At 42.5% G+C, this 21,779-nt stretch carries 11 protein-coding genes; 6 read left to right on the forward strand and 5 right to left on the reverse strand.

What is annotated here, in order from left to right; all coding sequences use genetic code 11:
* Window positions 1-29: 29 nt before the first annotated feature.
* From MHH49_RS23485 to MHH49_RS23505, 5 genes are all read right to left on the reverse strand, one after another.
* Entirely contained in the window at window positions 30-5,867 is a 5,838-nt protein-coding gene (locus MHH49_RS23485) for a bacterial Ig-like domain-containing protein (protein WP_341043139.1), read from the reverse strand.
* Between the two features lie 837 nt (window positions 5,868-6,704).
* Window positions 6,705-7,712, reverse strand: coding sequence for an alpha/beta hydrolase family protein (locus MHH49_RS23490; RefSeq protein ID WP_036688171.1), 1,008 nt, complete (start codon window positions 7,710-7,712; stop codon window positions 6,705-6,707).
* Window positions 7,696-8,373, reverse strand: a complete 678-nt coding sequence (locus MHH49_RS23495) for a GNAT family N-acetyltransferase (RefSeq protein WP_341138524.1) — start codon at window positions 8,371-8,373, stop codon at window positions 7,696-7,698. The genes MHH49_RS23490 and MHH49_RS23495 overlap by 17 nt, the downstream gene beginning before the upstream one ends.
* Window positions 8,370-9,158 (reverse strand): MerR family transcriptional regulator, encoded by a 789-nt coding sequence (locus tag MHH49_RS23500; RefSeq protein ID WP_036688167.1) that lies wholly within the window; start codon window positions 9,156-9,158, stop codon window positions 8,370-8,372. Before MHH49_RS23500 ends, MHH49_RS23495 begins: the two co-directional genes overlap by 4 nt.
* Before the next feature lie 481 nt (window positions 9,159-9,639).
* Window positions 9,640-10,287, reverse strand: a complete 648-nt coding sequence (locus tag MHH49_RS23505; RefSeq protein WP_341138525.1) for a transcriptional regulator — start codon at window positions 10,285-10,287, stop codon at window positions 9,640-9,642.
* Between the two features lie 214 nt (window positions 10,288-10,501).
* Here MHH49_RS23505 and MHH49_RS23510 point away from each other — a divergent pair, with 214 nt between their 5' ends.
* From MHH49_RS23510 to MHH49_RS23535, 6 genes are all read left to right on the forward strand, one after another.
* Window positions 10,502-10,735: a hypothetical protein gene (locus MHH49_RS23510; RefSeq protein ID WP_326046858.1), complete on the forward strand. Its 234-nt coding sequence runs from the start codon at window positions 10,502-10,504 to the stop codon at window positions 10,733-10,735.
* 750 nt (window positions 10,736-11,485) lie between these two features.
* A complete protein-coding gene (locus MHH49_RS23515; RefSeq protein WP_341138526.1) occupies window positions 11,486-14,596 on the forward strand; it encodes an ATP-binding protein in 3,111 nt (1,036 codons plus the stop codon).
* Between the two features lie 3 nt (window positions 14,597-14,599).
* The gene (locus MHH49_RS23520; protein ID WP_341138527.1) at window positions 14,600-15,691 is read left to right on the forward strand and encodes a response regulator; all 1,092 of its coding nucleotides are present in this window, start codon (window positions 14,600-14,602) and stop codon (window positions 15,689-15,691) included.
* A gap of 133 nt (window positions 15,692-15,824) precedes the next feature.
* Window positions 15,825-20,486 carry an Ig-like domain-containing protein gene (locus tag MHH49_RS23525; protein ID WP_341138528.1) on the forward strand — a complete coding sequence of 1,554 codons (4,662 nt, stop codon included), beginning with the start codon at window positions 15,825-15,827 and terminating at the stop codon, window positions 20,484-20,486.
* Between the two features lie 399 nt (window positions 20,487-20,885).
* Entirely contained in the window at window positions 20,886-21,260 is a 375-nt protein-coding gene (locus MHH49_RS23530) for a DUF4180 domain-containing protein (protein WP_341138529.1), read from the forward strand.
* A 19-nt stretch (window positions 21,261-21,279) separates the two neighbouring features.
* Window positions 21,280-21,675, forward strand: coding sequence for an iron chaperone (locus MHH49_RS23535; RefSeq protein WP_341138530.1), 396 nt, complete (start codon window positions 21,280-21,282; stop codon window positions 21,673-21,675).
* Window positions 21,676-21,779: the final 104 nt, after the last annotated feature.

A 21,779-nucleotide genomic window follows, 5' to 3' on the forward strand; every position in this document is an offset into this window, starting at 1 on the left:
GTATAGTGGTCTTGGAGTTCTTCTTTTTTTTATTGTTGCATCATAATTCTGTAAATCAGCATGGCTGCTTCGGCACGTGTGGAATGGGCAGTTGGTGTAAGCTGCTGCTGAGAGTCTCCTTTAATGAGACCTGCTGATACCAGCGCCGCAATATCATTTGCCGCATAATTAGAAATTTGATTATGGTCAGTGTAGCCGTCTAATGCAGAGGAAGAGGTCGTATTCGATTTCCATACCTCTGCAGCCTTCAATGCCCTAGCTGCCATAACAAACATCTCTTGTCTGGAGATGGAATCATGAGGGTGGTAAAGACCGTCGGTTTGGCCCGTAACGACCCCTAATTTCTGAGCAGTCATAAGTCCCTCATAAAAATAATCGTTAGGTGACACATCAGCAAAGCTATTTCCTTCTGCTGCGGATAGACCTAAAGCTCTAACTAATAAAAGTGCGAAATCTGCACGTGTAATAGTCTGTTCGGGTCTAAACTCTGTTTCCGTTACACCATTAATGACACCTTTTGATGTTAGTACTTCTACAATAAACTTCGCCCAATGAGAATCTGTTATATCCCTGAACGTTTTGTGATTGTAAACGGCGGCGTATTGTCCAGATGAATTTGTTGTTGAGAAAATAGCTTGCTTCTTATCTGAATCATAATTCCCGCCTAATACCGGTTGGATGACTCCGTACTCATTGACGTTCCACACTACAATAAAGGTGTTGTTCAATGGAGGTACAGCTTCTAGATAAGGAAGCCCAATTTGTATGGCTGAATTTAAGCTCTCTAATTGAACTGTTGTACCATCCAAAAGTAGCTCGTAATCAATAAGCAAACGTTCACCCAATCGCTTCTTTAAACTTCCTGTTGTATCGACAGATTTGAGGAGCAAAGTAACTGTCTTCACATTGTCCAGTGTCTTCGCCGGGAATAGATTATCCGGAAGTACAAAGGTAGCTAGTGTTGTATTGATCTCAAGCTGCAATGTGGAAGTTCCAACAAGAAATGCAGCGGCAGGGAGAGTGACTTCAAATGAGCTATCATCTGACGATTGTTCCTCTGCAAGCTGAATTCTTAGGATTTTATGGCCTGCAGAATTAGGTTTGGCTAAAGCGATAATCTTTTGTAAGGAAGATTCAGTCAATATCGCACTAGTTTTTCCTCCATTCATAGTAGTAGGTATCTCAATCCTTACGCTACCGTCCAAATGGAGTATAGTAGTGGCCGAATCTCCAACCGATGATCCGGAACTGCCTGAGCTCGGGGCAGCCGTCGGACTTGGAGAAGCCGTCGGACTCGGAGAAACAGTCGGACTCGGAGAAGCCGTCGGGCTCGGAGAAACAGTCGGACTCGGAGAAGCCGTCGGGCTCGGAGAAGCGGTCGGGCTCGGAGAAGCGGTCGGACTCGGAGAAGCCGTCGGACTTGGAGAAGCCGTCGGACTTGGTTCCGGTCCATCAAAAGGAATGAACTTCAAGAAATCGCCCCAGATTATATTCCCGTCGGCATCCCGAGAGTAATTGACTACAGGATTTAAGCTGACAAAGTTAGAATCGGTCAGTTCTAAACCTGATTTATTCGCCGATCGCGTACCGTCAAACATGAAATTATTGTCCGCAGCTAAAGAAGCTGGATATTGGTCTTTTGCAATGTTGGCAGTTCGGTAAGATAAGAAACCGTCAATCGTAAAGTCAGCAGTAATGTGATCATAAGTGGTGAAGCTTATATTACCACGCATATTGTTAAATCCGATGTTGTTGATGGCGATCACACCTGGATTACTATTGCTTGTAAAACCATAAGCGCCATTACCAAAGGCGATTGAATCGCGAATGGTATGTGTGACATGAATGCCTTCGCCACCAAGCTTGAAGCCATTTTTATCACCGGCACCTACGGTTCCGTCTGTTAAGAACCCATTGTTGAAGGCGGCGCTGTGCTCAATCAGCACTGAACCTATCGCTCCTGAGCCTGCTTTCGTATATAAGTCCCAGCCATCGTCGATATTGTTATGCGCCAGACAACCTCTAAAAATATTACCAACACCCGCAGTCAATTTTGCCGCAAAGCCATCGGCATTATTGTCGGATGGATCACGGTTGTCGAAAGAGGTACTGTTGAGAATTAAGTTGTAGGAAGGCCATTCACTGAGTTCTATCGCGGTACCATCTGTTCGGCTGATTTGTAGACCAGTGTCACCATTCGCATAGAAACGGCTATTTTCAACGATGTTATAATTGCCTCCCACTGTAAAGCCCTTGGTATTCCCAGCTGAGCGAGTGAAATCAAGTCCCTTCACATGCCAATAGTTTCCGCTCAAGAGAACGCCTTCTGTTTTTTTGTCAAAATCAAAGATAGGTCTTGCTCCTGGTGCTGCTTCTATATACTTTTTGGCGGAGGCTTTACCATCATTGTACTTTTTAATCTCAAGTGGTGATTTCCGCACATAACGACCCTCAAGCACAATAATATGCTGACCTGGTTTAACGAAATCAATCGCAGTATCGATATCAAGTGGGAGATTGATCGTTCCATCTCCGGAGCTTGATCCGGTGGGCGATACGTAGATCTCATCATCTTCGTTATAACTTTTTAGGGTGACGGTAAAGTTGCTGATAATCTTCTCATAAGAGGTCAAATACTGAGTATCATCTGGTAAAAAAGTAATACTAAAGTTCGTATCTCCTTGATCAAGAAGTCTCGTGGGAATAGAAAGACGTTTACCAGCTATTGCCTCGATATCCTGAGCGATGATCGTAGAACCTTGCTTCAACGTCACCGTTCCGTTGACATTAGAGCGCACAATCATTTGGTAAGCTGGATCTGAGGTTTTACTTAGTGAAAGTATATTTAAGCTAGGTGTGACGGGAATCGCAGGTGGTTCTATTTTAGGAGAATCTGTAGCTGCTGAAGTGACTGTTAATTGAATATTGCTTACATTAATTGTGGCTAAACGAGCAGCATAGAATCCGACGTACATTTTTGAATCCTGTACGCTAAGAATGTCTGGTGTGAAATGAATAGCTTGCTGGCCATTATTGAGCTGTCCTGTAAAACCACTATTCGTCTTTGCTAACGTTAAATGGTAAGGTGCTGCAGGAACAGTATTGGCAGGTGCCGGACGTTCTTTTTGAAGCATGATGGTTTGAATCCCTTTACTGCCAGTCCCATCCGTTTTTTCAACTCCAGTGCGGACAAAAAGCTGTGTGCCCAGATCGCTTTTCGTCCCGCCGCTATAACCACCGAGGGCAGCTATATTAGATGCAAAGACGCTAGAATTTCCTTGTGTGCCGATGACGTCACGTGCCATAATGCCAAAAGATTCTTGCCCGTCATATGGATTTTTTGCAAAAGCCAACACTTGGACATCCGCAGACAGCACGAAATTATCTTCCGAAGCATCTAGCTCGGTGTAATAGAAGGTAATGCCGTCATGATCTTCGGTGACTTTACCGCCGCCTTCCAAAGCGATCAGCTGGGCGGATCCATCCTCGTTGACAATCGTCTGATTGTTAGCAGCTGAAGTGGACTGACCGAATTGAATGCTTTTCCAAATGGGATCCATCTTTTCTTTTACTGTAACGGAATACGTAATGGGCTTAATAGAAGAATCGGTAGGGAGTATACCAATTTCATACAATCCAGCTGCCTGATTGTCGAACTTGGAAGTGTCGAGCGTATAGCTGTTTAGCTTCTCTCTATCTGAATTATCATACACTTTGGATACGAGCAGATTTTTGCTGTCAAAGTTGTCGTTAATAAAAAAGGTAGTTTTAGGATAGCTGGTGACTTCGATGCCTACTAGTTTTTTAACGTTGACCTTAACTTGAAAAGAGGTTGTTAAGCCTTTATGCGTAATTGTGATTTTTTTATCGCCAGATGTCGTGGTGTCGAGAGGAGAGACTTTGTATTCATTGTTCAACAGCCGAATCTGTGTACCATCACTGTAATGAGCATAAACCACAAGTCCTTCTAGTTTGAGGGAGTCACCGATATAGTAGAGTGTTTGTTTAGGTTCATTTCGAATTTCTAAAGCGGATAACGTCGCTGCTTTTACTTCCACATTAAAGGTCGTTGTGATTGCCGGCGCCTCTGTTGAAGTAACGGATACCGCTGTGGAGCCTGATTGCGTAAATAGATACGGTAATAAATCGCTGACCGGTTGTCCGTTAATGGAGAGGGAATAAAGATCACTGGTCAGTTCTTTGGTCAAGAAGCCGTCATTATAATTGGCAACAAGAACAAGACCTTCTGGATCGAACGTATCCCCTGGATAATAAACGGTTTTAGCTGGATAATACTTCACTGATAATGAGGTCATAGATAATGGAACGATTTGCAAAGGAATGCTCACGAAAGCACCGTTGTAGTTAATGGTTATGATATTTTCTCCAACCTTGCTGCTATCAAAGCCTGTAACAATATAATCCGTAGAAGACAAAACGGCCTCACTCTCATCAGAAAAAATAGCCTTAACGACTAATCCAGTCAAATCAAGGGATTCACCAACCAGATAAGTGGTTTTCGTCATTGCGCTGGTATCAGCGGTTAAGCTGGTTACGATTTTGGATTCAAGCTGGATGTCTATGTCACTGAAAGTAACAGTTGCATCTCTAGCTACATAGATTCCGGCAAAAAGAGTATCTGTGAACGTATCGTCCAGAGTTATGATTTCGGTCTGATCACCCACACTTAATCGATAAGTATCTCCTGTTTTTTTAATACTTAGCGAATATACAGCTCCTGCGGACGGGGCCTGGATATCGCTAAAAGGATTTAACTTCACTTGGGTGTCTTTTTTATAAAAACCTTTCATTACCTGATCCAAAGCACCCACCGCCGCATAGTTAGAAGTGGTTGTGCTTGTATCTCCGTTCGTCCCAATACTGTCGCGGAGCATAAGACCGAAGGATTTCTGGTTAGGTGTGCTGACAGTGCTATTGCTATTAAAAGCAATCACTGAAGCGGTCGCTTTCAGTTCAAAGTTCGCATCCACAGGAATCTCTTTCGAATAAAAAGATATTCCCTCATCGCTGCTGGAGATTTTGCCGCCGTAAGTCGTCATCGTTACAGAGGTTGGACTTTCAATTATAGGCTCGGGGTTCTTAGTTGGACTAGTGTTGCCTCCGAAGGCGCTGAAGCCCCAAGGTCCTAACTCGATTTGACCTTCTTGACTGAATTGAATATTACGGAACGTAACCGTAGTATTTCTAGCGGTGTAAAGGCCCGCATATTGAATGGAGCCGTCAAAGCTTTCGATCGTTTTGGTTTCATTGCCGATGCGGACAATATACAGATTTCCGGTCTTTTTGATGCTTAATTCGTAATTCTCTCCTTGGGCAGGGCGATTAACGTTATCAAACACGTACCCAAGTTTCTGTAGGCTTGTATTTTGCAATTTGTGAAACGCTTTCATTTCTTGATCCAAAGCACCCACGCCGACGTAATCTCCAGAGTAGGCTCCGAATTGGTTATCCCACACATTGCCGCGCAGCATTATTCCGAAGGAAACTTGGTTATTGGCTGTCCAAGCATCCACGTGAGCCGTTGCCTTCAACTCAAAATTAACACTTGGATCAACCTCTTTAAAGTAATAAGCGATACCTTCCGTGCTGCCCGATACTTTGCCTCTATCATTCGAGCTTCGCAGTGTAGCTGATCCATCCGTGTTCTCCGTAATGCCAAAGTTGGCTGCAGTAATCTTGTCTTGCCCCCCAACATCACCAAATACGCTGCCTTGCCATTCACTTTGAATGTTAATCATTCCTTCATAAGGATCAGGTGCTTCCTCTGCAAACATCGATAACGGAAAAGAGGAGCACAAAAGCAGGAAGGTTACGAGCATGGCTAACAAACGTTGTTGTTTTCTCAATGATTAAAACCTCTCCTTATATGATCGATTTTGACCAAAGCTAAGCTTGATCATCCGAAATTATACGTTATCACTAAAGCGTACAGCTATAATCAATACGCCATATAACGCTGTTTATGCAGTAGGAGAGGGAGAATCTGAGTTAATGACACCCGGTTTATGCCTTTGCTTCTGCTACTTATGTGGAGTTTTCGGAGCTTGGTGTTGGTGGTTAGCACGCTGGCGTGGTGGTTACGGGCACCGAAACTGCCGATAAGTACGTTCGCAGTGGAAGTCCGCGATCGTTTGAGCGAAAATTACGCCCGCCATTGGAGTTACGGACCGTAATGCAGCTATTTCGCATAATTCGCTCATTTTCCCTGAGTTCCGGACTGTATAGCTCTTATTGAGCTGAAAAAGTGTATCTGAGGGGTGCTTTTGAGTAAATAGCTGCAACGGAGTCCGATAGCGTGGCGAAAACGAGGATAATTGGCAAATAAGGGCTATGCAGTCCGAACATAGGGAGTTGAGTGGTTACAGACTTAGGTATTCTACAAAATGCTTAGTTTGTGGAAAAATCAAAGCCAACACACGGGCTTGGCTGTGGGTAATTCCTTCCGCGGTTGCCGTTACGGACCGTAATGCAGCTATTTCAGCTAATTCGCTCATTTTCCCTGAGTTTCGGACTGCATAGCTCTTAATGAGCTGAAAAAGTGGATCTGAGGGGTGCTTTAGAGTAAATAGCTGCAACGGAGTCCGATAGTGTGGTGAAAACGAAGAAAATTGGCAGATAGGGGCTATACGGTCCGAACGTAGGGAGTTCAACTGGCGAGAGTGTATTATTGGATGGCAAACAGATTAAAACTGGCTTACAAAGTGAACCAAATCATCTAAATATTGCTCAACAACAATATGTCGTGGGAAAAAGACTGCGGTCAAATATGTTCTTAATGGTGATGAGGCATTCTTTTTTGAGAGCATAGAGTGATCAGCATCAGGAAGATAGAAGACGGAGAGTAGGTTTTTAGGAATTTTTTCACGGTAAATACGTTCGGTTTCCTCAACATCTACATTTATATCTTGCCCGCCAAGAACTAAGTGGACAGGAGTAGTGAAGTTTTTTAAATCCTCGCTCGCATCTGACTGATAATTTTTAGAGAAAAACCCCCATTTTTCTTTGGAAATTAAATCGTCCGATTGTGCAATTCGCAAGTAACTTTCATATGACGCCTGTTCCTTAAGTAGCAGTAGGATTTGCGCGTTATAATCTTCTCTCTTTTTTATCTCCTTTTCCGAAAAACCTTCTAAAATCATCTCTTGTCTGGTATTGTATTGTCCTTGAGAAATCCATTGAATGGCGGGGGATACAAGAATACTGAAGGCGAGATCAGGCACTTTTTTAACAATCTTGGGAATCACCCAGCCCGCCTGACTTGCTCCCCACAAACCAATAGCTTGAGCATCAATCATAGGTAAGGCTTTAGCCCAGTTAATCGCATATATAGTTTCTTGTGCTCTATCCTCCATGCTTTGCTCTAGCCAGTTCCCTGAGGAACCCCCAATACCTGGTTTGTTAAGAGATAAGGAAGCATATCCGGCAGAGGCGAGCTTTTCCCACAAAGGTTTATATCCATCATCGTAAGTATCATTAACTGGGCCATCCCCATGAACAAAAACTACCAGTCCGACGGTTCCAGAGTAGCTTTCGGGCAGAACTAAGGTTCCTGTTAGTTGACCTTGAGGCGTATCAATTTCAATTTTTTGCTCAGTCATTGAGAAAGAATGTTGCTGTAGTACGAACAAGACCGCTGCAATTAACAACGAAATGGTAATCATCCAGACAGTTAGCTTAATTTTCTTTTTCATTCATTGATCCCCCAGATTGTAGCGATGTTTTTCTTGTCATGTAATGCCAAATAGGCTCTTTAAAAAGTAAATGTCTTACCGCGCTATAGTTAGATTTATGGATCTCAAAGTTCAACTGCTGGTACATATTAATGGCTCGTTTATTCTTGTTAGCAACATGTAGCGTTAATTTTTCAACCTCAGAATGACTGTTTACAAAATCCGCCGCCCAACCCAGCAACTCTTTGCCAATTCCCTTATTACGGTGACTGGACCGAACAGCCAAATGAGCCACATAACACTCTTTTGCTCTAGGTTGATAATCCAAAAAATATAACCCAAGGATTAACTTACAAACATTTAAGTATCCAAATTTCTTGAATAGCTGCAAAAAGGGAGCCCGATTCAGTGGTTTAATTGATCCTTTTTTAAGGGAGAGCGTATCCTGCCATTTTAAGTAGATAGTGCCAACCACTTCTCCGTTTTCATAAGCGATTATTTGTTTAGATGATAAGGAAGTAGAATCTTGTTCCCAAAGTCTTATAAGTAGATCAGCAATTTCATTGTCCTCGAGAGAGAGGAGAGAGTGAAATTTCCCATGAAATGCATCTACCAATAGCCTGCTTACAGCCTCACGATCTTGTTCCTGGTAATGGGCGATGATAACCTCGTTTGTACTCATTTAGTAGTATCAGCTAGGGCATGCTCGATTTGAATTTGAAGCTCATAATGAAGCTTGTCGTTGTTAAACATGGATAGGTATGATTTCTCCAGAATGATGATTGGTCCCAATACCATGTAGTGATGCCCATTTAAAAAGTGTTCCAGCTTGGCAATTTCATGATCTACATCCTGATCGTCAGTTACAAAAAATGCTTTATAGAGATAGCACCCTTTTTCTAAAAAAATGTCAGGGGCGGGAGTTGTTTCAATGGTTTCAAAGCATAAGGTTACTTGTTCAGAATCGTATACATAATGCAAATCTGTTTCAAATAAATGATGGTTCTGCGGTCTTTTTTCATATAAACTTCGTGCAGTTAGTGTTTCGTTATCCTCTAGCACCAACCACTTTTTCAGATAACGATTGTCCACATGTTTAATTTGATAATCCCCCTCCATGTTGCCATAATCTGCATGCTCTTTTAGTACCTTTTGTATAAATTGTTGCAGCATTATTAATTGGTTTATTTCTGAGTTGATTTTGTTTAGCGATTTCTCTAACAGCTGTTGGTAGTCATTCGTTGCGGATTTATTCATACTTTGGTTAATGGTACTGACAGGGATGTTTAATTTGCGGAGCAACAGGATATGTGCCAATTGATAGATCTCATCGATGCCGTACATCCGGTACTGATTATTGTCTATATAGGATGGAAACAGGATTTCTTTTTCTTCAAAATATCGAATCTGGTGGATAGATACATTCATAAGTTTTGATAGTTCTCCAATTGTAAGGTACGGATTCAAGGGCGGTGCTCCTAACTGTAAGTTATTTGATAAAATAACTATAAACCTTAGGTCAGACCTAAGGTCAAGCGTCGATTAAAATACGGGATAAGCAGAGCACTTTTTTTCTAAATAATGATTAGTAATAGTAATGGGTGGTATTGAAAAAGACATAGATTTTGGAAGGACAATGCGGGGGTGCAACGGATTAGATTCATGATCATTTTTTTGTATAAGCCTTGCTGGTATGACCTTAGAGTTGCCATTACGGACCGTAATGCAGCTATTCGTACATTTCCGCTCGTATTCCAAAAGTTAGGGACTGCATAGCTCTTATTAGCTGCAAATCGACTCAAAATGGGGTGGTTATGAGCATATAGTTGCAACTGAGTCCGATAGCGTGGCGAAAACGAAGATAATTGGGAAATAAGAGCTATACGGTCCGAACGTAACTTTGTTAATCAAACCAAACTAATCAAAACAAACTAATCAAATCAAATCATCACATTCTAAGCTGATAGCTTCGATTCCGTTCTTTTCCACCGACGATCTCTAGTAGCTGCTGTTCAACTAACTCATGTAAAACACGTCGGGCATGACGATTAGTGACTCTAAGATGATGGGTGAGTTCAACAGGTGTGAAAGGACGCAGAAGACGTCTTGCGAAACGAAGTGTTTCAGCTTCTAACCATGTTAATGAAGAGGGCACGTCTGAAGCCATGAATTTGCCGATGAATGCGAGTACTAGTTGTTGACATAGCTGAGGCTCGTCCGTGATTGAGGGATAGGCGATGGATAGGAAGGTCCAACCGTCTAGCGATAATAAGGAATGGCGTCTACATAAATCTTTGAATCGTCGTACATCAAGATCTCTAGCATGCGGACCGTAGCCTTGAATCTCAATTCCGCCCTTTGCTCCACCTGGCATATAGGCCAGATCAAGATAACGATAACCATTGTTGAAATCGCGCACTTCCCATTCGGGGAACAAGTAGTTGAAGTTTCCTACAGCAGGAAACCATACCGCACGTAGAAATTCGACTGTTCCATAGCCCAACCCTTTTGCAAGAAGCTCCTGTCTGCGGGGATTGTTCTCCTTATTCAAGTTGATCTGTAACCATTCCTCTAGTTGCTGTTCGAATCTGAACATTTTGTGTATCCTCCTTAAGTAATTTTTTTTGAAAAAAGAAAAAGCCGCTCCCATACAATTCCTCCTGAGCTCAGCCCAGGATAGAGATTGTATAAAAGCGGCGTGTTCTTCACGACCTATAGTTGCTATTATAACGAGTGCTGAAGATTTCTTCAATGAGTTACTGTGTATAAAGATGACGAATCTGATTAGGTTTTAGTTGAAGGAAGCTAGCATGGTGAACGAGCTGAATTTGCTGAAGTTACTAGTTACTCTAAAAGCGGATTCTTCCCCCGCGCGGCCGCATGGCTTTTCTAGGACGATCATCATGTGGTTACTGATCCGCAAAAATGGATTACGTGCTCTGCGCAATATCATTATTCATTTTCGAACGTTGCGGACCGTATTGCAGCTATTCGTACATTTTCGCTCGTATTCCAAAAGTTACGGACTGCATAGCTCTTATTAGCTGCAAATCGACTCAAAATGGGGTAGTTATGAGCGAATAGTTGCAACTGAGTCCGATAGCGTGGCAAAACCCTCATTTTTCAGCAAATAAGGTCTCCTGAGTCCGCATGCGTGCGGTGTAAGTATTCAGAGTTCCCAACGACGTCAGAATTGTCTATCTAGTCCAAGTCGTCAGATTATCATTGTGTCCATGTCTTCCATGTCCCAAAGTCGTGTAACTCCAGCATGAACGGACCGTATTGCAGCTATTCGTACATTTTCGCTCGTATTCCAAAAGTTACGGACTGCATAGCTCTTATTAGCTGCAAATCGACTCAAAATGGGGTAGTTATGAGCGAATTGTTGCAACTGAGTCCGATAGCGTGGCAAAACCCTCATTTTTCAGCAAATAAGGTCTCCTGAGTCCGCATGCGCGCGGCAGATACATTCGAGTTGCCAAAGTAGCACAAGTCGCCCAACTGGTCCTTTCATTTCGTCATTAAACTCATCATGTTCATACCGTCGTCCTACTCATCGTGCTCACACCGTCATCCTACTCATCATGGTCATATCAGACCATCTTTTCATACAAGTCCCGCTTTTTCAGAAAAAAATCCTAATAAAGGCCCATTACTTTGTCGAATTGTGAAGGAAATTAGAAAATTTTATAGAATTATCTATGTTCATCTAAACTTTTTACTCTACATCACGTGTTGCAGGATGGCCCTGGTGATTGCTGCAGCTTTACTCTTCCATAAAAGGGGCCGATACGATGCTCAAAAGGACATTACTTATCTATCTGATTGGTTTAATTTTATTATCTGCGATTCCTCTATCCATTCTTATGGGTCACGATAAACAAGGAAGTCACCTGCAAGTGCAGCATGGAGTCATGGATCTCGCGGCTTGGGATTACGAACAGGATAAGATTATCAAGTTAGATGGTGAATGGGAGTTTTATTGGAACCAGCTATTAACTTCTGAGCATTTTAGGGCGGGTAGCGCAGATATACCTGATTCTACAGCTTGGATGGAGGTGCCCTCCCGGTGGAACGGCAACATCGTTAATGGAAGCCCTTTACCCGCCTTCGGTTCCGCCACCTATCGGATGGTTCTAAAAAACCTGCCTGTAAGCGGGGTATTCGCCTTGAAAAAAACAAATATCCGCTTTTCAAGCAGGATTTTTGTTAATGGACAGTCAGTTATTGAGGATGGAAATCCTGCTGCTAATGAAGCTGATTATCGGTCAGGGAATATCCCGCTGATTGGGCTTTTTTCGTCTGATAAGGGAGATGTAGAAATCATAATTCAAGTCTCCAACTTCGATTATGTAAATGGGGGCATTCCGGTTTCTTTATCCTTTGGTGAGGAAGCAGCAATGATGGAGGTTCAGCAGAAGAGTACGGCCCGTGAATTTAGCACCGTTGCTATTTTAGGCACACTTGCCCTTATCTTTTTTATCTGCTTTGGGGCAGCGTCCTTATACCGTAAGCAGGATTACTCTTTACTTGTATTTGCTACTATTTGTTTGCTGTTTGCGATATATCATGGGTTGATCGGCGAGCGTTCACTCTTACTCTTTTTCCCTAAACTTTCGTTCATAGTGCTCTACAAAGTAAAGGATATAAGCTCCATCTCCTGCTTTATTGTGCTCGCAATATTTTTTTACCAAATGCACAAAAGCATAATATCTTTAAAATTTACTCAAGCCATAACGATTGTTTTAGGCAGCTTTATAATTCTGGTCGCCATCCTGCCGATTCGTTCTTACACGGTCATTTATCCGTATGTGATTATTTTATATGAGCTGATGTTAATTTGGATGTTATGTAGAGTGGCCACCCTGTATATCAGAAGCGCAGAAGTAAATAGAATCAAATTGCTGCTGATGTTTATGGCGATTCTAGCTATTAATCTATATTCCATAGACATTATTTTGTTTGCTCTTTCTATAAAAGAGAACCTTTGGCTCGGGCAGTTTTACATTGTGGCTTTTAATATCATCATGATCGTGCTGATTGTTCTACGTTTTTTTGAAGCCTACCATACCATAGACGAGATGAAAAACCAGCTGATCGGGCTGGATAAAATTAAAGATGAATTCCTTTCCAACACCTCACATGAACTAAAAACACCTCTAAATGCCATAGTGAACATTACAGCTACGCTGCTGGATGGGGTTGAGGGTCCAGTTAATGAAAAACAAGCGCAGAATCTAGCGATCGTAATAGGGAGCGGCAGAAGATTAACACATATGGTAAATGAACTACTTGATTATTCCAAAATGAAGTATGGAGACATCACATTATTCAAAAGCAACCTGGATTTGAAAGCCGTTGTTGATTCCGTCATTGGTATTCATTCTTTTTTGCTCGGAGAAAAGTCGATCCTGCTCGTTAACAGAGTCGCTTCGAATTTTCCTATGGTGAATGCAGATGGCAATCGTCTGATTCAAATTTTCCACAACTTGGTTGATAATGCGATTAAATTTACGGAACAGGGTGAAATAGAGATTAGTGCCAGAGTTATTCAGGAGTGGGTGGAAGTACGTGTGGCAGACACAGGTTTGGGTATCTCACCGGATATGCAGGAGCGTATTTTCAAAGCTTTTGAGCAGGTGGATGAGGCGGAGATTCATAGTCATGGTGGAACAGGGCTCGGATTAAGTATTACTAAGAAGCTAGTAGAACTGCATGGTGGGAACATAGCTGTGGAATCTACAGTGGAAAAAGGTTCGGTGTTTATTTTTACACTTCCACGGTGGGATAAAGCGGTTAAGCCAATCTCGAGGCCAACCCTTAAGGCGGCACATTCTTATAAAGAATTAAGTTTCTCCCATGGTAGTTATCCCCTTTATATCAAAGGCGAGATCAATGAGCCCATTTTAGTAGTGGACGATGATTTTGCCAATCTGCAATCTATGATCAATCTGTTTAAGCTAGAGAAATATTCTATTGTGGTTGTCAATCGCGGGCAGATGGCACTTGAGGAGCTAGCGAAAAACACAGACTTTTTTCTGGTGGTACTGGATATTACCATGCCGGACATTTCGGGTTACGAGGTTCTGCAAAAGATTAGAGAGAGATTTACTCCTTTTGAACTGCCTGTGTTAATGCTGACGGCCAAGAACAGGGTGAGCGATATGAAGATGTCCATGGATAACGGTGCAAATGACTATGTGGGAAAACCTTTTGAAGCTGAAGAGCTAATGGCACGTGTTAAAAGTCTGACCCGATTGAGAGCTTCCGTGAAGACTGCCAAAGACGCCGAAATTGCTTTTTTACGATCCCAGATCAAACCTCATTTCTTATACAATGCTCTGAATTCAATTGCTGAACTATGTGTGGAGGAACCTGAGAAGGCCGAAGAGTTGACACTGCAGCTGTCCCAGTATTTGCGAAGCAGCTTTGATTTCAAACAACTGGATTCACTAACGAGTCTGGAGAATGAACTTGAGCTGGTAGAGGCTTATATCAATATTGAAAAAGCACGCTTCGGTGCCAGATTAAATGTGGAATATGATGTGAGAGTGAATACGGATTACCGGATTCCTCCGCTGATTCTACAGCCTTTGGTCGAAAATGCAATAAGGCATGGCCTAATGTCCAATTTGCGGGGTGGCACGGTAATTATATCTGTAAAAGAATTAGAGAATTCTGTGATTAGCTTTATTGTGGAGGATAATGGATCTGGAATGAGTGAGCATAAATTGAAAGAAGTAATGCAGTCAGATGTAGATAAAAGAGGGGTGGGGCTGTGGAATATCAGTCAGCGCATCAAGCTATTATATGGAAAAAATATTCATATTCAAAGTGCTGAAGGATTAGGCACAACGGTATCTTTTGAAATTCCAATACAGCAGCTTAAGCGGATGGGAGGTTGAGGCATGCTGCGAGCGATTATTGTAGATGATGAGGAGTTATCGGTAAAACGCCTGAAGCGGATCTTATCGCAGAGCGGAGAGATTGATGTCTATGAGACGTTTTTGAATCCTGCGGAAGCTTATGCTTTTGCGAAGGCCAATCCGATAGATGTAGCTTTTTTGGATATTTCTATGCCTGAGACGAATGGGATGAAGCTTTCTAGCCTTTTGCATGAATTGGATGAATCGATAGATGTGGTTTTTGTAACCGGATTTGATGAGTATGCGCTGCAGGCTTTTGACCTGAGTGCAGTGGATTATCTTTTGAAGCCTGTAACTGCGGAGCGGTTGTCTAAGACGTTAGAGAAACTCAAAAAAATAAATCGAAATACAACGGCTGAGCCTACGTTAGAAGTTTTTTTATTTAATGGTTTAAAAGTGTACCGCAGAACGCAGAACAGAGAGCTAATCAAGCTGAGAAGTCCAAAAACAGAAGAATTATTTGCTTTTCTGGTTAGTAAAGGGACGGTTAGCCGGGAGGAAATTATCGACACGTTGTGGAGCGGATTGGAGCCTGAAAAAGCGTGGAAGAATCTGAACTCGACGCTGTATTATATTCGAAAAGCAATCGGCGCCAATTATATAAAAGCTAGCAGGAATGAAATTCATGTAGTAGAAAGCAGCATTTATTGTGATCTGTATGAATTTGAGCGATTGTTAAAGCAAATCAGGCAAACCTCTGAAAGACATGTTGAATGGATGATTCAAGCAGAAGGTTTATACACAGGAGCATTACTCAAAGGAAAAGCCTATGAATGGGCCAGTGGCAGGACGCGCAGACTCGAGCATGAATATATAGGATTGCTAGAGCTGGCTGCAAGATTTCATTTGGAGCAGAATCAGCAGCAGCAAGCACTGCACTATTTTGGAGAAATATTAAAATTAGATTCCTTGCGAGAGGACATCTATCATGAAATCATCAACTTATTAATTGAATTAGGGCGAATGAATGAAGCACAGCGGAAATTTGGTCAATTGGAAGAGATGCTGCAGCAAGAGCTTGGAACAACACCCGATCCTAAACTTAAAGCGTTAATGAAACAGAAGTTATTGTAATGGAAGGAACCTTCGAAAGGATGGCTATCGAGGGTTCTTTTTTTGTTTATTTTTTGTTTATCTTAATTTTGTATAATACTCTCGATTATTGTCGAATTAAGGACATGATTTATGCTAGAGGGGGAAATAGAGTTTGAAGCCATCATTTATGAAAATAGGCATTAGTATTTCGTTATGTACTGGACTTGTGGTGCAGGGGGTAGGTCCTATGCAAACTCCAATCATAAGTGCAAAAGCTAGTTTCGGTTGGATTGAGAATAGCCCAGCTATAATAACGTCGATCAATGAAGATGACTATTCCAACGCAGGAGTTGAGGTAGCCAGCTTTTTGACAGGAAAAGTATCGGATCCAGCGTTAACAGGGATTGCTGTAGTAGCTTTAGATAATACCAAAGGGGCCTGGCAGTATTACAACACGGTGGGACGAATTTGGTATAATATCGAGCCGGTGTCGAACAGTAATGCTTTTCTGCTGCTGAAATCGGAGAAAATCCGTTTTGTCCCGGCGAAAGACTGGAACGGAACGGCATCCATTAGCTTTAAGCTATGGGATACAACAGCATCCGGTTATCAAAATTATCAAAAAAATGCGAATACCACAGTATCTGCCGCGTTCAGCTCAGATCCGGGTATAGCCGTAATTACTGTAAATCCAGTGAACGATGCACCTTATCTGACAGAACTAAATGGTGGGGACTATCTTAGTTTTGACGGTAACGGGGATTATGTGACCTTCCCGGATCAACGGATTTATGGGAATTCTTTTACAGTTGAAGGATTTTTGAAGGTAGATGCTTTTCAGACATGGATGAGATTTTTTGAATCATCGATCGCAGAGCAGAACCACAATATTTTTGTAGGTTTTAATGGCAAACGGATGAATTTCACTGCCTACACTAATAAGGGAGATATTAATGTCACTGAGGATTTCCCGATTTCTAAATGGGTTCATGTCGCAATTGTTTATGATCACAGTCAGAAAAAGGGACGGATTTATTGGGATGGTGTACTTAAGGCAGAAGGGGCCATGGATTTAAGTACAGTAGGAAACGTTGCACGTCCGAATAACTGGCTTGGAAAAAGCACGTGGAGACAGGACGGAGATTATAACGGCGGAATGAGAGACGTTAGGTTCTGGAGTAAAGCCAAGACCCAAAGTGATATTGTTCGAGAAATGAATGTCGACTTGACAGGCTCGGAGCCTAATCTGGCTTTAAACTATAAATTAGCGAATAGCAATGATGGGAATGTCGCTATTAATACCTCTGGTCTTCCCCTTAAGAACGGTACAATTACTGGGGCAACCTGGAAGCAGGACACAGGTTTTATGGGGAATACTACAACCGATAAAAACAAGTCGGTCTCACGATCCTTTAAGGTCCTCGATGTGGATGGAGATGACCTACAAGTATCAGCTACTTCCTCGAATACGCTCTTAATTCCGAATAATGGACTGAAAATAAGTGGAAGTGGTGAGCAACGAACTTTAGAAATAACACCCGCAGCGAATGCTTTTGGCACCAGTGTGATTTCTGTTAAGGTAAGTGATGGAGCATTAAGCAACACCTACACTTTTAATGTGACCGTGAACAATACGGGGGATGTAATCGTAACCGGAGTGACCCTGGATAAACCATCACTCAGTTTAACGGAAGGAGAAGCAGGAGACACGCTTAGTGCCGTAATAGCACCTATTAATGCCACGAACAAAACAGTAAATTGGAGCTCTAGTGATGAGACTGTTGCAACCGTTGTAAACGGGGTGGTAACTCCAGTTGGCGTTGGAACAGCGATCATCACGGTAACGACTACTGAGGGAAGTTTTACAGCTTCGTCTGTAGTAAATGTGAGTGCCCCAATCCCGCCCGTTGTGGACGTAACTGGAGTGAAGCTAGATCAGGAGACACTGAATTTAACAGCTGGTGAAGCTGATGGACTCCTAAAAGCAACAATAGAGCCTGCCAATGCAACGGATAAAGACGTGATCTGGAGCTCGAGCGATGAAACTGTAGCGACCGTTGTGAACGGAGTAGTAACTCCGGTTGGAGAGGGTACAGCAGTTATTACGGTAACGACGAAAGATGGAAGTTTTACTGCTTCGTCTGTAGTAAATGTGAGTGCCCCAATCCCGCCCGTTGTGGACGTAACTGGAGTGAAGCTAGATCAGGAAACACTGGATTTAACAGCTGGTGACGCTGATGGACTCCTAAAAGCAACAATAGAGCCTGCTAATGCAACGGATAAAGACGTGATCTGGAGCTCGAGCGATGAAACAGTCGCGACCGTTGTGAACGGAGTAGTAACTCCGGTTGGAGAGGGGACAGCGGTTATTACGGTAACGACGAAAGATGGAAGTTTTACAGCTTCGTCTGTAGTAAATGTGAGTGCCCCAATCCCGCCCGTTGTGGACGTAACTGGAGTGAAGCTAGATCAGGAAACACTGAATTTAACAGCTGGTGAAGCTGATGGAATTCTAAAAGCAACAATAGAGCCTGCCAATGCAACGGATAAAGACGTGATCTGGAGCTCGAGCGATGAAACAGTCGCGACCGTTGTGAACGGAGTAATAACTCCGGTTGGAGAGGGTACAGCGGTTATTACGGTAACGACGAAAGATGGAAGTTTTACAGCTTCGTCTGTAGTAAATGTGAGTGCCCCAATCCCGCCCGTTGTGGACGTAACTGGAGTGAAGCTAGATCAGGAGACACTGAATTTAACAGCTGGTGAAGCTGATGGACTCCTCAAAGCAACAATAGAGCCTGCCAATGCAACGGATAAAGACGTGATCTGGAGCTCGAGCGATGAGACAGTTGCGACCGTAGTGAATGGAGTAGTAACTCCGGTTGGAGAGGGTACAGCGGTTATCAAGGTAACGACGAAAGATGGAAGTTTTACAGCTACAACCACAGTTAATGTAGCCGCTCCTAAGCCACCTGACGTTATCGTAACTGGGGTGACTTTAGACCAGACAGAACTTAACTTAACGGTGGGTGAAGGCGAGGGAACTCTACAAGCGACAGTAGCACCTGCTAATGCAACAAATAAAGGTGTGATCTGGAGCTCGAGCGATGAGACAGTAGCTAAGGTTGTTTATGGAGTAGTAACGCCGATTGGTGAAGGAACAGCCATCATAACGGTAACGACGAAAGATGGTAGTTATACGGCTTCTACAACCGTTACTGTGAAGGCACCTGTTAAACCAGTTACAGCACCTGGAATTCCAACATCCGTAACTGCAACTGCAGAGAATGGTCAAGCAATCATCACCTTTATCCCGCCGGTGAACGATGGAGGCAGCGAAATCACAGGATATATTGTAACTGCTAATCCGGGAGGTTTGACGGTTACAGGAACTGGAAGTCCTCTGACAATCAGTGGTTTGACGAATGGAACAAGCTATACCTTCACGGTACAGGCAATCAATAAAGCTGGCATCAGCGAATCCTCTGCTGAGTCCAATGCAGTTGTTCCTAGCACTCCATCTGGTGGTGATGTTGTTGTTCCGTCGCAACCAACCCCATCACCAACTCCGGCACCTGTGGTAAATGCTGTTTCCATTCTAATCAATGGTAAAGCGGAAATAGTGGGAACCGCAACGAATGGTAAACGGAATGAGCAAACGTTAACCACCATTGTGTTAGATCAGAAGAAGCTAGAGGACAAGCTCGCCACTGAAGGTAAAGGTACGGTAGTTTCTATCGGTGCAAATAGTAAATCTGATGTTATAGTTGGCGAATTAAATGGACAAATGGTTAAAAATATGCAGGGTAATCAAGCGATTCTTGAGATTAAAGCGGGAAATGCGACATTTACACTGCCTGCTCAACAAATTAATATTGACGCTTTGAACGAGCAGATCGGCAAGTCGGTAGCTTTGCAAGATATTAAGATACAGATTGAAATTAGTGCTCCTACAGCCGATAAAGTTAAAGCTTTAGAAGCAGCTGCGCAAAAAGGATCCTTCTCATTAGTTTCCGCGCCAGTTAATTTTACGGCTAGAGGTATCTACGGAGATAAGAGTATTGAACTTTCCCAATTCAATACGTATGTTAAACGTACCATAGCCATTCCTGAAGGGATGGACCCGAACAAGATTACAACTGGAGTGTACGTTGATTCCGAAGGTTCGGTACACCATGTTCCTACTAAAGTGGTTGTAATTGATGGCAAATATTTTGCTACTATCAACAGCCTAAGCGGAGGTACTTACTCCGTAATCTGGCATCCGCTTGAATTTAGTGATGTAGCTAATCACTGGGCAAAAGAGGCAGTGAACGATATGGGCTCCCGATTAGTCATTGAGGGAACAGGTAGTGGTCAATTTACTCCGGATCAAGCCATTACCCGTGCAGAGTTTGCGGCGATTGTTGTACGCGGTCTGGGACTTGAGATGGAACAAGCTGCAACACCATTCTCAGATGTAAAGACCACGGATTGGTATAACAGTGAGATCAACACGGCATTTACTTATCAATTAATCAATGGTTTTGAAGATGGCATGTTCCGCCCTGATGAACATATTACCCGTGAACAAGCGATGTTAATTATTGCTAAAGCGATGAAAATTACAGCGCTACAGACTAAGCTTTCTGTTCAATCGGCTGACGTTTTGTTAGCTCCATTTACAGATAGTAGTGAGGTTTCTAACTGGGCAATCAGTGGAGTTACTGACACTTTGCAGGCAGGCATTATCATGGGAAGAAGCAGTAAAGGGCTTGCTCCGAAAGATGATATGACCAGAGCTGAGGTTGCAGAGATCGTGAAGCGGCTACTTGAAAAGTCGGATTTAATCTAATCTACTGAGCTCCAGAATTGTGATCATTAGAGGATTCGTTCAAAGAACATTGAACGAATCCTCTTTTCTTTTTATGGCTTAGCTCGTTTATACGATAATTAATCATTAATGATGTATTTCAGACAGCACAATCAGGCCATGCAGAACGGCTGAAAGAAATCCTGAAAGCTCATCCGCACCTTGCGAATATGGAGAATAATATATTCGATAGTGATGGTTATACTTCCTTACATTCTGCTGCTTTTCATACGGATAATGTAGAACTAATAGAGTTGTAAATCGAACATGGCGCCGACATTTCTGCTAAAATAAAAAGTGATGAATCTGCATGGTCGGTTGCGATTAAGCAGAGTAATCAAAATGTTGCAGAAATTCTTCGCGGAAAAGGAGTAGTCTTGAATGAAAATCACAGTGGCTGATAAGAATGATTCAACGGTAGCTATAATCTCTGGTGAGGAGATCATAATCAATAATGTAAGGGATGCCTTAGACTTAATGATGAATGTGAAATACCAAGGATGCGATAAAATGCTTCTGAGGAAGGAACAGATTACGGATGATTTTTTCGAGCTAAAGTCTGGAGTTGCTGGTGAGATTGCACAAAAATATACAAACTATCAGATGAGAGTTGCTATCGTAGGAGAATTTACAAGCTATAACAGCAAAAGTCTGAATGATTTTATTTACGAATGCAATCAAGGCGATAAAATGTTGTTCAAAAGTACTGAAGCTGAGGCTTTAGCGGCCCTACATTTATGCAAATCGTGGAGATGATCCAGAGAGGAGTTATATCATGGATGAAAGTAAAATCACATATGAATCGATCGATGCCTATATTTCCGGGTTTTCGCTTGAGGTTCAGGAAATCCTTAATACGTTAAGAAAGGTGATAAAAGAGGCGGCACCGGAAGCAGAGGAAAAAATAAGCTATCAGATGCCTACTTTTGCATTACACGGAAACTTGGTGCATTTCGCTGCTTATCCCAAGCATATTGGATTCTATCCAACTCCAAGTGGAATTAATGCTTTTAAAGATGAATTATCAGGCTATAAAGGTGCTAAAGGTTCCGTTCAATTCCCTATTGATAAGCCTATGCCTTATGAATTAATTAGCAAGATTGTAACCTTCAGAGTCGCTGAGAATCTAAAAAAGTTGAAGCAAAATAAGGTCTCTACTGGTATGAAATAGAGAGGTCCATCTGGTCAGGGCTGGAAGTGTGCATCCATTGTTGATGTTCTTCTTGATGCTGGTGAACATTGGATCCACTTCCGAGGCACTCCTGCCTCTTTTTC

Origin of the sequence: Paenibacillus sp. FSL F4-0122, from assembly GCF_038002845.1 — a bacterium.
GTDB classification, from domain to species: domain Bacteria; phylum Bacillota; class Bacilli; order Paenibacillales; family Paenibacillaceae; genus Paenibacillus_AQ; species Paenibacillus_AQ odorifer.